General features: G+C 71.5%; 14 protein-coding genes. 7 read left to right on the forward strand and 7 right to left on the reverse strand.

All coding sequences use genetic code 11. The annotated features are described in order from the left end of the window. The first annotated feature begins 30 nt into the window (after positions 1 to 30). Positions 31 to 354, forward strand: coding sequence for a hypothetical protein (locus GA0070618_RS29295; protein ID WP_231931498.1), 324 nt, complete (start codon positions 31 to 33; stop codon positions 352 to 354). Then, the gene (locus GA0070618_RS29300) at positions 348 to 638 is read left to right on the forward strand and encodes a hypothetical protein (protein WP_088984521.1); all 291 of its coding nucleotides are present in this window, start codon (positions 348 to 350) and stop codon (positions 636 to 638) included. The genes GA0070618_RS29295 and GA0070618_RS29300 overlap by 7 nt, the downstream gene beginning before the upstream one ends. 116 nt (positions 639 to 754) lie before the next feature. On the opposite strand, the gene GA0070618_RS29305 is transcribed toward GA0070618_RS29300, so the two are convergent. Together GA0070618_RS29305 and GA0070618_RS29310 are read right to left on the reverse strand one after the other, a co-directional pair. Next, positions 755 to 1,621 carry a S1 family peptidase gene (locus tag GA0070618_RS29305; protein ID WP_088984522.1) on the reverse strand — a complete coding sequence of 289 codons (867 nt, stop codon included), beginning with the start codon at positions 1,619 to 1,621 and terminating at the stop codon, positions 755 to 757. A gap of 188 nt (positions 1,622 to 1,809) precedes the next feature. After that, positions 1,810 to 2,967: an epoxide hydrolase family protein gene (locus tag GA0070618_RS29310; RefSeq protein ID WP_088984523.1), complete on the reverse strand. Its 1,158-nt coding sequence runs from the start codon at positions 2,965 to 2,967 to the stop codon at positions 1,810 to 1,812. 64 nt (positions 2,968 to 3,031) lie between these two features. Here GA0070618_RS29310 and GA0070618_RS29315 point away from each other — a divergent pair, with 64 nt between their 5' ends. Then, the gene (locus GA0070618_RS29315; RefSeq protein ID WP_170107789.1) at positions 3,032 to 3,994 is read left to right on the forward strand and encodes a helix-turn-helix transcriptional regulator; all 963 of its coding nucleotides are present in this window, start codon (positions 3,032 to 3,034) and stop codon (positions 3,992 to 3,994) included. A gap of 146 nt (positions 3,995 to 4,140) precedes the next feature. Here the strand turns inward: GA0070618_RS29315 and GA0070618_RS29325 are convergent, their stop codons facing one another. Together GA0070618_RS29325 and GA0070618_RS29330 are read right to left on the reverse strand one after the other, a co-directional pair. After that, on the reverse strand, positions 4,141 to 4,914 hold the full coding sequence (locus GA0070618_RS29325; protein WP_231931968.1) for a nucleotidyltransferase domain-containing protein: 774 nt from the start codon (positions 4,912 to 4,914) through the stop codon (positions 4,141 to 4,143). A gap of 5 nt (positions 4,915 to 4,919) precedes the next feature. Further along, on the reverse strand, positions 4,920 to 5,618 hold the full coding sequence (locus GA0070618_RS29330) for a nucleotidyltransferase domain-containing protein (protein ID WP_088984526.1): 699 nt from the start codon (positions 5,616 to 5,618) through the stop codon (positions 4,920 to 4,922). Positions 5,619 to 5,894: 276 nt separating this feature from the next. Here GA0070618_RS29330 and GA0070618_RS29335 point away from each other — a divergent pair, with 276 nt between their 5' ends. The 4 genes from GA0070618_RS29335 to GA0070618_RS29350 all read left to right on the forward strand — a co-directional run bounded on the left by GA0070618_RS29335 (position 5,895) and on the right by GA0070618_RS29350 (position 10,792). Then, complete coding sequence (locus GA0070618_RS29335; RefSeq protein ID WP_088984527.1) at positions 5,895 to 6,734, forward strand: SGNH/GDSL hydrolase family protein; 840 nt, start codon at positions 5,895 to 5,897, stop codon at positions 6,732 to 6,734. Positions 6,735 to 7,098: 364 nt separating this feature from the next. After that, complete coding sequence (locus tag GA0070618_RS29340; RefSeq protein ID WP_197701681.1) at positions 7,099 to 7,866, forward strand: hypothetical protein; 768 nt, start codon at positions 7,099 to 7,101, stop codon at positions 7,864 to 7,866. A 224-nt stretch (positions 7,867 to 8,090) separates the two neighbouring features. Beyond that, on the forward strand, positions 8,091 to 9,107 hold the full coding sequence (locus tag GA0070618_RS29345) for a LacI family DNA-binding transcriptional regulator (protein WP_088984528.1): 1,017 nt from the start codon (positions 8,091 to 8,093) through the stop codon (positions 9,105 to 9,107). Between the two features lie 245 nt (positions 9,108 to 9,352). Beyond that, on the forward strand, positions 9,353 to 10,792 hold the full coding sequence (locus GA0070618_RS29350) for a cellulase family glycosylhydrolase (protein ID WP_088984529.1): 1,440 nt from the start codon (positions 9,353 to 9,355) through the stop codon (positions 10,790 to 10,792). A gap of 62 nt (positions 10,793 to 10,854) precedes the next feature. Here GA0070618_RS29350 and GA0070618_RS29355 read toward each other — a convergent pair whose 3' ends face one another. The 3 genes from GA0070618_RS29355 to helR are packed head-to-tail and all read right to left on the reverse strand — an operon-like array spanning position 10,855 to position 13,868. Continuing rightward, complete coding sequence (locus GA0070618_RS29355; protein ID WP_088984530.1) at positions 10,855 to 11,223, reverse strand: DUF4180 domain-containing protein; 369 nt, start codon at positions 11,221 to 11,223, stop codon at positions 10,855 to 10,857. Further along, positions 11,216 to 11,665, reverse strand: a complete 450-nt coding sequence (locus tag GA0070618_RS29360) for a helix-turn-helix domain-containing protein (RefSeq protein ID WP_231931499.1) — start codon at positions 11,663 to 11,665, stop codon at positions 11,216 to 11,218. The genes GA0070618_RS29355 and GA0070618_RS29360 overlap by 8 nt, the downstream gene beginning before the upstream one ends. Positions 11,666 to 11,723: 58 nt before the next feature. Continuing rightward, positions 11,724 to 13,868 (reverse strand): RNA polymerase recycling motor ATPase HelR, encoded by a 2,145-nt coding sequence (gene helR, locus GA0070618_RS29365; protein WP_197701841.1) that lies wholly within the window; start codon positions 13,866 to 13,868, stop codon positions 11,724 to 11,726. Between the last annotated feature and the right edge of the window lie 81 nt (positions 13,869 to 13,949).

The raw sequence follows: 13,949 nt of genomic DNA on the forward strand, positions 1-13,949 counted from the left end.
GCGCACCGTTCACCGCTGATCGGAGGCCCCGTGGACAGACGACCGACGTTGCGACTCGCCGCCGCGCTGACAGCCGGCGCGCTGACCATCCCGCTCGGCGCCACCGCCGCCCACGCCGACCCGGTGGTGCCCCGGCACGCGATCGTGGTGTGCCAGAGCGCCAGCTTCTACGCCAACTACGACTCCGCGAGCGGGCCGACCGGGCTCAAGCGCACCCTCTACTACGGCAACAAGATCGGCCACACCCCGGGCGCGCACCCGGTCTACAACGGCTGGGCCGCCTCCTTCGACTTCGGCCCCAACGACTGGGGCTATCTGCGGCACGAGTGCATCGGAGGGTACGACTCATGGTGAACCCGGTCGTCCGCCGGATCGGCGCGTCCGTCGCGGTGGCGGTCGCCGCGGTCGCGCTCACCCCCACCACCGCGTCGGCCGCCAACGGCACCATCGGCGTACGGGAGACGGTCTGCGCCAACGACCTGTTCGTCCGCACCCAGCCGGTCGGCGCCTGGATGGGCACCCTCTACCGGGGACAGACCTTCCTCGTCGAGGGTCCCCGCAGCGGGGGCTACGTCTACGGCTTCGCCTACGGCGACATCAACCGGCGCGGCTGGGTGCAGGACGGCTGGTTCTGCTGACCCGGGAACGTCAGCCCCGCCGCACGCGCCGGACTTCCCGGTCGCCGGCCTGCGGGCCACGCTGACCGGCTGACGAGCCGCCCCGCTCCCGACGCGTGGGGAGCGGGGCGGACCAGTCAGGGCAGGGTCACGCCGTACGCGGCGAGGATCTCCATGATCGGCTGGTAGTAGGTCGTGCCGCCGGAGGTGCAGTTGCCGCTGCCCCCGGAGAGGATGCCGAGGATCCGCCCGGTGGCCGGGTCGTAGAGCGGACCACCACTGTCGCCCGGTTCGGCGCAGACGTTGGTCCGGATCAGACCGGACACCGAGCCCTGGGCGTAGTTCACCGTCTGGTTCAGGGCGAGCACGGTGCCGCACCGGACCCCGGTGGTGGAACCGGTGCGGCAGACCCGCTGACCGACGTAGGCGCTGGCGACGCCGTTGATCGGAAGCAGGCCGGGGTAGGTGTAGACCGCGCTCGGGTGCGGGATCGAGGTGTTGGTGTACCGGACGATGCCGTAGTCGTTGCCCGGGAAGCTGCTGCCGGTACGGCTGCCCAGCACCGTGGTCTGGCCGCCGTTGGCGTACCACGTGGCGCCGGTGGCGGTGCAGTGTCCGGCGGTGACGAAGTACCAGGTGGTGCCACTGCGGACGTTCGCGCCGAGCGAGCAGCGCCCGCCGCCTGCGGCGTAGACGGCCTCGCCACCGGCGATCAGGGTGGTCAACCGACCCGGCTCGTGGCGCAGCACGGCACCGGCCCGGGCGGCGGTCGCGCGCAACGCGGCCACCTCCACGGCGCCGACGGTGTCGTCGACGGTGAGGGTCATCCGCCCGGTGGCCGGGTCGAGGCCCCAGGCCGTGCCGGCGGTGCGCACCTCGGCCAGGACCTCCGCCGCCCGGGCCGGTTCGACGGCGTCGGGGGCGGCGGGTCGGGCGTGGGCGGCCGCCGGCGCGGCGAGGAGCAGCACCGCCGCGAGGAGGACGGGGAACGGGGAACGACGCATGCGGACCTCCGCTGATCGATATTGCTAAGTATCGATACAGCATCCACCCCGTCCCGGCGACATTCAAGCGACGGCGGGTGGCGTCCGCCGGGACGGGGCGAGCCGCCGGGCCCGACCCGGTGTCCGGACGGGCTCAGCCCGGCGGCACGCTCAGCGGCACCGGACCGGGCTCAGCGCACCGGACCGGCTCAGCGCAGCGGACGGAAGAACGCGCGGACGTCGGCGACGAAGAGGTCCGGTGCCTCCAGCGCGGCGAAGTGCCCGCCCCGGTCGAACTCCGACCAGTGCACGATCGTGTGCTGCCGTTCGGCGAGCGCCCGCACGGTCAGGTCACCCGGGAACACGGCGCATCCGGTGGGCACGCCGGAGTTCGGCGGCTGGGCGCCCCACTGCGCGGACTCCCGGTACAGCCGGACCGACGAGGCGAACGTCCCGGTCAGCCAGTAGAGCGTGACGTTGGTCAGCAGCGTGTCCCGGTCCACGGCGTCCTCGGGCAGCGCCCGGGACGGGTCGGTGAACTGCTGGAACAGGTCGACGATCCAGGCCAGCAGGGCGACCGGCGAGTCGTGCATCCCGTACGCCAGGGTCTGCGGGCGGGTCGACTGCATCGCGGCGTACCCGAAGCGTTCCCCACCGGGGTCGGTCAGCACCGCCAGGCGCTCCCGGTCGGTCGCGGACCACGTCGCCTGCTCCCCGGGGTCGTCGTCCCAGGAGGGGAAGAAGAACGGGCCGTTGAGGTGGACGCCGACCACCCGGTCCGGGGCGATCCGGCCCAGCTGGGCGGAGACGAACCCACCGGCGTCACCGCCCTGGACGCCGTAGCGCCGGTAGCCGAGCCGGTCCAGCAGCGCGGCCACCACCTCCGCGTGGTGCTCGGTGCCGCCGTCGCCCACCCGGCCGGACAGCCCGGAGAAGGCGAACCCGGGCAGCGACGGGACGACCAGATGGAACGCGTCGGCGGGGTCGGCGCCGTGGGCGCGTGGATCGACCAGCGGGCCGAGCACGTCGAGGAACTCGACGAACGACCCCGGCCAGCCGTGCGACAGCACCAGTGGCAGCGCCGTCGGCTCGGGCGAACGGACGTGCAGGAAGTGCACCGGCTGCCCGAGGATCGCGGTGGTGAACTGCGGCAGGGCGTTGAGGCGGGTCTCCACCGCACGCCAGTCGTAGCCGGTGCGCCAGTGGTCGACGAGCCGCCGGAGGTAGTCCACGGGCACCCCGTAGGACCAGCCGACGCCGGTCGGCTCGACGGGCCAGTGGACCTGGGCCAGCCGTCGACGGAGGTCGTCGAGCTGCTCCTGGGCGACGGAGATGCGGAATGGTCGGACGTCGTGTGCGGTGCTCATGACGCAGGACGCTGCCAGCCGGTGCGGACAGCTCCGGTCCGCGCCGGCTGGCAGGCTTGGCCGGGTGATCGACGGTGCCGGCCGACTCCTCGCCCTGCTCTCCCTGCTCCAGGCCCGACGCGACTGGTCCGGCACGGAGCTGGCCGCCCGGCTGGGCGTCACCACCCGCACCGTGCGCCGGGACGTCACCCGCCTGCGGGAGCTGGGATATCCGGTGCACGCCGCCCCGGGCACGGCCGGGTACCGGCTCGGGGCGGGTCGCGCGTTGCCGCCACTGCTGCTCGACGACGAGGAGGCGGTCGCGGTGGCCGTCGGGCTGCGGACCGCCGCGATCGGCTCGGTGACCGGGATGGAGGAGGCCTCGCTGCGGGCGCTGGGCAAGCTCGAACAGGTGCTGCCGGCCCGGCTGCGTCACCGGGTGGCGGCGCTGCACCGGACCACGGTGCGGGCCGACAGCGCCGGAGCGGGGGTCGACCCGGCCGCGCTGCTGGCCGTCGCCGAGGCCTGCCACCGCCACGAGCGGTTGCGCTTCGCCCACACCGGGGCGGACGGGAAGGTGTCGGTACGGTCGGTCGAACCGCAGCGCCTGGTCAGCCACGGCCGGCACTGGTACCTGGTCGCCTGGGACGTGGACCGGGACGACTGGCGCTGTTTCCGGCTGGACCGGATGGAGCCCCGGACGCCGACCGGCCCCCGGTTCGCTCCCCGCGCGGACCCGGACGGCGACGTGGTGGCGTACCTGAACCAGCGGCTGTCGACGTGGGCCTGGCCGGTGCGGGCCACCGTCGTGCTGGACGAGCCCGCCGCCACGGTCGCCGCGCGCATCTGGCCGGGCATGGGCGTGGTCGAGGCGGTCGACGCCCACCGCTGCCGGCTGCACGTCGGTGCGGAGAACGCCAACGACCTGGTCTGGATGGTCACCTCGCTGGGGGTCGGCTTCACGGTGGTCGACGGACCGCCCGACCTCACCACCGCCCTGCGCGCCCACGCGGCGCGGTGCCTGCGCGCGGTCGACCCGGCGTGGTGACCCGCTGTCGGCTCGCCGGACGACACGGTCGCCAGGATGGCGGGGTGTGGCCGGCGCGGCGGTGAACCGCTGACCGCCGGACGGCGACCCCATGCCGTGGTTGTCGCCCTTGATCTGGGTCCGGGTCGACGTCGCCCGGACCGGCGTCATCCGGCGAACGCCGCCAGCCGGGCCCCGACCACCAGGGCGTCGAGGTCCCGGGTGCCGGACGGCTGGTCGGGCAGCGCGCTGTCCTCCCGGGCCTGCTCCAGCCGGGCGGTCAGCACGTCGAGGTCCCGGTCGAGCGTGGCGCGCGGCACGACGTCACCGAGCGCGCCGTGCTCGGCGGCCTGCTTCGCCGCGACCAGGTCGGTCAGGTAGGCCGGGGCCGACTCGACCTCCCACAGGGTCGGCAGGTGGGTGCGCAGCCGGCCGGCCCGCATCAGGTGGACGCCGGTCAGCAGGGCCCGGAAGGTGTACAGCAGCGGCTTCAGCTCGCCGGTCCGGTCGAACAGCCGTCGCTGGGTGGCCGCGAACCCACGGTAGTGGTGACCGTGGTGCCGGGTGAGCGCCGCCGGTGCCAGCTCGACCAACGCCGCGTGCGCCGGAGAGGTGTGCACCACCAGCGGGGAGAGCAGTTGCTCCAGCACGTAGCCGTTGCGGCGCAGCATCAACCGTACGAACTTGCGCAGGTCGTGGGTGACCAGGTCCAGTTCGACGCCGTCCCGGTGCCACATCGCGGTCCGGGTCTCCGTCGGCTCGGCCAGACCGATCAGGTCGGCGACCGGCAGCAGATGCACGCCCCGCAAGTCCACGTCGGAGTCCTGGGACGGGAAACCGTACAGGTGGGCGCCGGAGACGGTGGCGAAGAGCAGCGGGTACGGCTGTTCCCCCACCACGGCCGCCAGGTCCACGCCGGTGGGCAGTCCGGCGTCGGCCAGCCCGGTCACGCGAGCCCCCGTACGGACCGGCGGCGCACCGAGACCAGCCACCGGTCCACCCGGTCGGTGTCGGGCTCGACCGGCAGCGGGCTGTGCTCCAGCCCGGCGACCAGCCGGTCGGTGAGCAGCTCCCGCCAGCGCATGACCTCGTCCCAGGGCAGCTCCCCCGCCTTGAGCGCCAGCAGGCGGTCCCGGTCGTCCCCCACGTCGAGCACCAGCTCTCCGGTCCGCACCAGGTGCCCGCCGGCGGTCAGCAGTCGGATCAGGTGCATGACGTGCCGCCACACGGGTGCGCCCGACCGCTCGATGCCCCGTTCCGCCTTGGCGAACTGGGCGGTGGCGTAGCGCAGGTAGGTGTCGGCGACCCGGCGGGACAGGAACGCCGGGGTGAGGTCACGTAGTTCCGCGCCGAGCGGGGTGCAGGTCTCCACCAGGGGCGAGTGCAGGACCTCCAGGACGTTCGGGTTGGCGGCCAGCCCGAGGACGCAGACCCGCTCGACCTCCCAGCGGAGCTGCTCCGGCAGCGGTCCCTCGTGGTGCGTCGCCGGCTTGGTCAGCGGCCAGAATGCCGCCGCCGGCAGCGCGTACACGCCCCGCCGGTCGGTGTCCGAGCCGGTGGTGGCCAGACCGAAGGCACGGGAGCCCACGACCACCTGGAGGATCGTGTGCTCGTCGACGAGCCGGTCGGTCGACCCGGCGGTCATCGGGCACCGTCCGGGCCGTGGCCACCGGACGGGGCGGCAGGTTGGGGCGACACGCCGATGATCATCTCAGAGGTCGGCCACCGAAGGCACCGGAGTTACCGGACGTCCGGCCGCCCGTGACCACTCCGGGACGAACGCGCCGGCCCTGCGGACGCCCCGGTCGTCGACGGTCCGCCACGTTTCCGAACGTTCATCCGCCACTGCTGACAACGATGATCGTCGAGTTCTACCCTCACCGGTGTCCGAACCCTTCCGATCACCCCCGGAGCCCACGTGATGTCCTACCGGACTCTCCTCGCCAGCATCGTGACGGTCGCGACCGCCACGATGCTGGTGCCGTCGACCGCGGTCGCGGCAGTGCCGACCAGCGCACGGATGGTCGCGCTCGGCGACTCGATCACCCGGGCCGCCGTCGCCGACGGCACCCAGAACGCCCAACCCCAGAACTCCTGGTCCACCGGTACGAGCACCGCTGTCGACTCGCACCTGCGGCGGCTGGAGGCGTACGGGGTCGACATGACCGGCGGCAACTACGCCAAGGGCGGCGACCGCTCGACGCACCTGGCCACCCAGGCGACCAACGCCCTTGCCAACACCGACGCCGACTACGTGACCATCCTGATCGGCGGCAACGACATCTGCTACGCCTCCACTCCTGCCGGCACCACCTCGCCCGACACCTTCGAGGCGAACGTGCGGCGCGCGCTCGACATCATCAGGGCCGAGAATCCGGACACGCGGGTCCTGTTGGCCTCGGTGCCGAGCATGATGTCGCTCTACCGGATCGGCCGGGACAACTTCCTCATCCGGGCACGCTGGTCCCTGATCGGCATCTGCCCGGTGATGCTGGCCAACCCGACCGACACCTCCTCCGCCGCGAACGAACGCCGCGCTGCGGTCGAGGCCCGGGTCGACGAGTACAACCAGCGGCTGGCCAAGCTCGCCGCGGAGCACGGCAACGTGTTCTACGACAACGGCGCGGTGCACAACACCTCGTTCACCTCGTCCGACCTGTCGATTCTCGACGGCTTCCACCCGTCGCTCAGCGGGCAGAACAAGATCGCCCAGGTCACCTGGAACGAGGCGGTCCGGCAGGGCGTCTTCGACGTCGACTGAGCCGCGCGGCCCGGTGGATGCCGGGCCGGCGGCAAGCGGATCCACCGGCCCCCTGCGGCACTCGACCTCCGCCGGGGGCCGGAACCCGCGACGCCCGACACCCCCCGGCCAGGGGCCACGGGTACGGATCACGACCCGACAGCAATTCACTCATTTGTGCTATTTCAGCACTGAAAACAAGAATAGCCTGCATAATACTCTCCCGCTGTTCACCAACCGGAGCGCCTTACCATTGCGATCATCAATGAATCACACCTAGGATTTTGGTCGGTCCCGCATAAGGACTCCACGCAGCCGTCGACGACGATGTTGATTGCGTTCCCCATGCACCGCCGCGGTGCCCCGGAGTTTCCAGGAGAAACGCATGACGGAAGAAATGTCGACGAGTCGGCGAAAAGGGCTCGCTGCCCTGGGCGTGGTCCTGGGCATGACGCTGCTGGGCACGGCGGTGGCACCCTCGGCGCACGCTGCGGGAAAAACGGCACCAGAGGGCCGGGACATCGCCGCTCCCGCCGGTACGGCGTACAGCGTCACGATCGTCAACAAGTCCGAGATCGACGACGAGAACGCGATCGTGTTCCAGCAGCAGCCGAACCAGCCGTCAGACGTCCACTCCCTGGCCTGGCTGTCGAAGATGTGCCACGCGGGCACCGAGGTCACGTTCTCGTGGACCATCGACTACAACTTCGTCTGGGGCCAGACCGGCACGCTCAAACCCGGCGTGAACTACGACGCGGGGCAGATCATTCCCGCCGACCTCGACAACGGAAACACCGTTTCCCTCTCCTACGTCAACGGCGGATTCGAATTCGGCAAGCCGACCTCCGGGGCCGGCAGCGGATCACTCGACATCAACCAGGACGACTCGGTCCCCGGTTCGGGCTCGCCCGACCAGGGCAGTGTGGGCATCGGAATGTCGGGGGCGGGAACGTTCGTGGTCCCCACCCAGTCGGACACCGGCGCCGGATTCAGCGTCACCCCGACCTATTACCTGGCGTTCGGCAGCTACAAGCCCGGCACGGTCGTCAGCGAGAGCATCCTGACCAGTCCCACCGCGCTGGTGTTCCCGGACGGCGAAACCGACGCCACCGCCGTCTTCGACGGCAAGAGCTGGACGATCACCTTCGACTGACCGCATGACCGGACCCGGCCCTGTCGCAGGGTCGGCGGCACCGGCGCCTTGCTGCTGACGGAACTCCCGGCGGTCCGGGGACCGAGGTCCCCCGCCCACCGGGAGTTCCTCGCGTGTGCGCCGTCCCGCGTCCGACGCCACCCGCCGCGCCGACCAACCGGGCACCGGTGAGCGTCGAAAGTTTCGGGATATGCTGCGGCCGGACCGACCGGTGAGGAGATGCCGTGGATCAGCAACGGGCGACGCTGGCGGAGATCGCGCAGGCCGCAGGCGTGTCGATACCCACCGTCTCCAAGGTCCTCAACGGCCGCCCGGACGTCGCGGCGGCCACCCGGCAGAAGGTGCAGACCCTGATCGACGAACGCGGGTACACCGTCCGTCGCACCAGCCGACCGGCACGTCGGGCCGGCCTGATCGACCTGGTGCTCCGGGACCTCGGCAACCCGTGGGCCATGCAGATCATCGACGGGGTGGAGGAGCTGGCCTACGGGGCCGGGTTCGGGGTGATCGTGTCGGCGGTGCACGGACGCCACCGCAACCGCCCCGACCGCCGGTGGACCGAGCAGCTCGCCGCCCGTCGCTGCGACGGGGTGCTGCTGGTCCTCTCCGACATCTCCCCCAGCCAGCGTGCCCAGCTCGACGAGCTGGGCATCCCGGTGGTCATCATCGACCCGGCCGGCCACCCGCCGGCCGACATCCCCAGCGTCGGCGCGACCAACTGGGCCGGCGGACTCACCGCCACCGAACACCTGGTCGGCCTGGGCCACGAGCGGGTCGCGGTGATCGGGGGTCCGCCGACCGTGCCGTGCAGCCGTGCCCGGGTCGACGGCTACCGGGCGGCCATGAACGCCGCCGGCCACCGGGTGCCGGCCGGCTACGTCCGCACCGGCGACTTCACCGCACCCTCCGGCTACCGGGAGACCAACGCCCTGCTCGACCTGACCCGGCCGCCCACCGCCATCTTCGCCTGCGCCGACGAGATGGCCATGGGGGCGTACGAGGCCCTCTACGAACGAGGCCTGCGGGTGCCGGACGACATGAGCATCGTCGGTTTCGACGATCTCGACGCCGCCCGGTGGGCCGTGCCGCCGTTGACCACCGTCCGCCAGCCGTTGACCGAGATGGCCGCGATGGCCACCCGGATGCTGCTCAGCCTGGTCGACGGCGAGGAGCTGGGCAGTCACCGGCTCGAACTCGCCACGCCGCTGGTGGTCCGGCACAGCACCCGGCAGCTGCCCTGATCCCGGCACTTCGACACATGCACATGTTGCACGGTGGTTACGAACCCCCGTACGCTGCCGTGGGAGCGCTCCCGCGACCGGGGACGGTGGCCGCCGTCCACGGCCGTGACGACGAGCGTCGTCCGGGCCGGCGGGACGGGTGTGGGCAACCCGCGACGCCTCGTCAACACCGCGTCGCGCGCGCCGGAGACCCGGACCGGCGACCCGGCGCCACCCCCACCCCCGAACAGAATGAGATGCCTCCGATGACAGACATCCCACGTCCGTTCCGGCGACAGCTGGCCGTAGCCGGCGCGATCGGCGCGTTGGCCATGGGCGCGACCGCGATCCTGCCGACCGAGGACGCCGTCGCCGCCGCCGGTTGCGAGGTCACCTACACGACCTCCAGCTGGACCGGCGGGTTCACCGCCTCGATCAGCATCAGGAACCTCGGGGACGCGATCAACGGCTGGACCCTCGGCTTCAGCTTCCCCGACGCCGGCCAGCGGGTCGGACAGGGCTGGTCGGCGACGTACAGCCAGACCGGCCCCGCGGTGACCGCGCGGAACATGAGCTACAACGGCGCGCTGGCCAGCGGGGCCAGCACGAGCATCGGCTTCAACGGCACCTGGACCGGCAGCAACCCGGTGCCGACCTCGTTCACCCTCAACGGCACGGTCTGCAACGGCGCCACGAACCCGACCACCCCGCCGCCCACCACGCCACCGCCCACCACGCCACCACCGACCACTCCCCCGCCGGGTGGGCAGACGCCGGTGGCCGTCAACGGTCAGCTGCGCGTCTGCGGGGCCAACCTCTGCAACCAGTACGGCAAGCCGATCCAGCTGCGCGGGATGAGCACCCACGGCATCCAGTGGTTCCCGCACTGCTACAACGACGCGTCCCTGGACGCGCTCGCCAAGGACTGGCTCGCCGACCTGTTCCGGATCTCGATGTACGTGCAGGAGGACGGCTACGAGACCGACCCGGCCGGATTCACCAACCGCGTCAACAACCTGGTCGAGGAGGCCACCGAGCGGGGCATGTACGCGTTGATCGACTTCCACACCCTCACCCCGGGCGACCCGATGTACAACCTGGAGCGGGCCAAGACCTTCTTCGCCGCCGTCTCCGCCCGCCACGCGAACAAGAACAACGTGATCTACGAGATCACCAACGAACCGAACGGCGTGAGCTGGTCGACCATCAAGAACTACGCCGAGCAGGTCATCCCGATCATCCGGGCCAACGACCCGGACGCCGTGGTGGTCGTCGGCACCCGGGCCTGGTCGTCGCTGGGCGTCTCGGAGGGCGGCAACTCCACCGAGATCATCAACAACCCGGTGAACGCGAGCAACGTCATGTACGCGTTCCACTTCTACGCCGCCTCGCACCGGGACAACTACCGGGCCGAGCTGGAGCGGGCCGCCGCCCGACTGCCGATGTTCGTCACCGAGTTCGGCACGGTCGACTACACCGGTGACGGCGGGGTCGACCTGGCCAGCAGCACGGCCTGGCTGGACCTGCTGGACCGGTTGAAGATCAGTTACGCCAACTGGACCTACTCCGACAAGGCCGAGGGCAGCGCCGCGTTCCGGCCGGGCACCTGCTACGGCAACACGTACGCCGGCACGGCGGTGCTGACCGAGTCGGGCGCCTTCATGCGCAACCGCATCCGCACCCCGGACAACTTCCCCACCAGCTGATCCCGAGCAGCGAGCAGACGACGGCGTCCCGGCCCTCGGGGTCGGGACGCCGTCGCGGAGGGTCAGGCCGTGGCGCGCAACCGGGCGTCGAGCGCCTCGAGGTCAGGCAGGAACCAGACGTGGTCGCCCCGGTTCGACTCGTGGACCAGGGCGCGCAGCGCGGAACTGGCGGCGAGGTGCCGGGAGATGTCGCCGATCACCACCAGCCGCAGCCGGTAGTTGACGAACTTCTGCATGACCTCGCCGGCGAAACGGGTGCCCAGGGAGAAGAACTCCTCGTCGAGCCGGCTGGCCGGGACGGCCACCACCTCAGCACCGAGGAAGGCCGCGCCGACCAGGTCCAACGCGTCCTGCGTGGTGGCCACCGGCGGACCGTCCGGGTCGCAGACCAGCACCCCCACGCCGGCCCGGTCCTGCACCACGTCAGGCATCGTCGGCCTCCCCGGCGAGCAGGCCGTTGTCCCCGTCGAGCAACGCCTCGACCAGGTGCAGCACATCGGCGGTGGCAGCGGCACCCCCGAGTATCACGATCTTCATGCGGTTCCGTTCCTCGTCGTGGACGGTCTGGATGCGCAGGGGCCGGGCGGGATCCCGAACGGTGTTCGCTCCGGCCAGGAGAAAGGTGCCGAGCCGGTCGGCGGCCGCCCGGTCCACGCCGTCGACCTGCACGATGCTCGACACCTCCACCGCCCCCGCTCCGGGCGGCTGCGCCGGTCGCCCGGTCAGCGCGGCGAGGTCGGCCCCGGCGATCCGGTACTGCTTGCCGATCCGGACCGCCCGCAGCCGGCCGCTGCGGATGTAGCCGCGCACCGTGCGTACGTGCAGGCCGAGCCGCTCGGCCACCTGCTCGACCGAATACATCTCTGCGCTCATCACTCCCTAACCTACCCCGTGAGGGACCTGATGAGGAAGTTTACGATCCCGCCCACCGTCAGGAGCTGGCGAGGATGACGAGTTGCCGGGTCGCTCGGGTCATCGCGACATAGCGGTCGACCGCTCCCTCGATGCCGTCCCCGAACGCTTCAGGGTCGACGAGGACGACCAGGTCGAACTCGAGCCCCTTCGACAGTGCCGGGGTGAGTGACCGGACGCGGGACGTCGCCCGGAAGGTGGGATCGCCGATGACACAGGCGGTCCCGTCGGCGTGCGCGGCGAGCCAGGCGTCGAGGATCGAGCCCAGATCCGAAACGTTTCCGTGCACGACGGGGACGTCGCCGCCGCGGATGGAGGTCGGCACGTTGGCGTCCGGGAGCACGGCCCGGATGACCGGCTCGGCCTCCGCCATGACCTCCTTCGGCGTCCGGTAGTTGATGTCGAGGGAGGCCACGGTGATCTGGTCGAGGCCGATCCGGTCGAGCCGTTCCCGCCACGACTCCGTGAACCCGTGCCGGGCCTGGGCACGGTCCCCGACGATGGTGAAGCTCCCGGACGGACAGCGCAGCAGCAGCATCTGCCACTCCGCGTCGGTCAGTTCCTGAGCCTCGTCCACGACGATGTGCGCGAACGGCCCGGCGAGCAGGTCCGGGTCGGTGTCGGGCAGCGCGGTCTCGTCCACCAGGGCATCCTGGAAGTCCTCGCCCCGGAGCATCGTCACCAGGCCCACACCGTATTCGTCGTCGACGGCCTCGATCAGGTCGTCCACGACCCTGGTCATGCGCTCGCGTTCGGCGGCGACAGCGGCGTCGTGCCGTCGCTGACGTCGGGACGCCTCCGGGTCCCCGAGCCGCCGCCGTGCCGCGTCGAGGAGCGGCAGGTCGGACACCGTCCAGGCCTGGGCGTCCCCGCGCTGCAACTTCCGGACGTCGTCGGGGCTGAGCCAGGGAGCGCACTTTCGCAGGTAGGCGGGGACCGACCACAGGTCTCCGACGACCTCAGCCGCTTCGAGCAGCGGCCACGCGCGGTTGAACGCCGTACGCAGCTCCGTGTTCCGCAGCAGTGACCTGCGGAGCTGGTCAGCCGGTTCGTCGCCGTCGTGCTTGTCGATCAGGATCGTGAGCAGCTCCTCCCAGATCTGCTCACGCGCCTCGTTGTGCGGGGTGCCGGGGTCCGGTGCGTCGAACGCCTCGGCCCAGTCGTCGGCGCTCAGCCGGACGTCGGACCAGTCGGTCGTCACCGTCATCCCCTTGGTGGGCGGCTCCTCGTAGAACCTGACGGCCGCCTCGATCGCCCGCACCAGGTTCGCGGACGACTTCAGGAGCGCCACGTCCGGGTCGGTCTCGATCGCCGCTGTGGCTCCCTCGGCGACGAGGTCCCGCAGGGTGCAGGTCTGCACATCCTCCTCGCCGAGGCTGGGGAGGACGTCGGCGACGTAGGCCAGGTAGGGCTGGTGCGGACCGACGAACAGCACGCCGCCCCGGCGGTGGCCGAGGCGAGGATCGGCGTAGAGAAGGTAGGCCGTGCGGTGCAGAGCGACGACGGTCTTCCCCGTACCCGGACCGCCGTCGACGACGAGAGCGCCACGGGATCCCGCGCGGATGATGGCGTCCTGGTCGGCCTGGATGGTGCCGAGCACATCCCGCATCCGGGCCGACCGGTGACCGCCCAGGCTGGCGATGAAGGCGGACTGGTCGTCGAGCGCCGCGTGCCCGTCGAACCCGTCCGGGGTGAACACCTCGTCCCAGTAGTCGCCGATCCGGCCACGGGTCCATCGGTACCTGCGGCGGCTTGCCAGACCCATCGGGCTGGCGTGGGTCGCTCCGAAGAACGGGGCAGCCGCAGGAGAGCGCCAGTCGAGCAGCAGCCGACGACCCGCGCCGTCGGTGAGGCCGAGCCGTCCGACGTACCCGCGCTCGGAATTGTCCGCGCTGACCATGCGCCCGAGGCACAGGTCAAGACCGAAGCGACGCAGGGCGCGCAGACGAGTGGTCAGCCGGTGGATCTCCATGTCCCGGTCCAGCGCCCCCTGGCCTATGCCACCCGGCGATCGGCGTTCGGCTTCGAGGCGGCCGGACAGATCGGCCATCAACTGCTCGAGGCTCTCCGCGACGACCGCGAAGTACTGCTCGTCGTGGGCGATCAGCGCCGGGTCGGCCTTGGCGGCGAGATGGTCGGGAAGGTCAAACACGCTGGTGGTCAGCGGGTTCACGGCAACAGCTCCGATCGTGTTCCGGGCCCTGGCTCGATGTCCCCGCACGCCCCGTACGTCGACGACGACGCG

The sequence above is a fragment of the Micromonospora echinospora genome, from assembly GCF_900091495.1.
GTDB classification, from domain to species: domain Bacteria; phylum Actinomycetota; class Actinomycetes; order Mycobacteriales; family Micromonosporaceae; genus Micromonospora; species Micromonospora echinospora.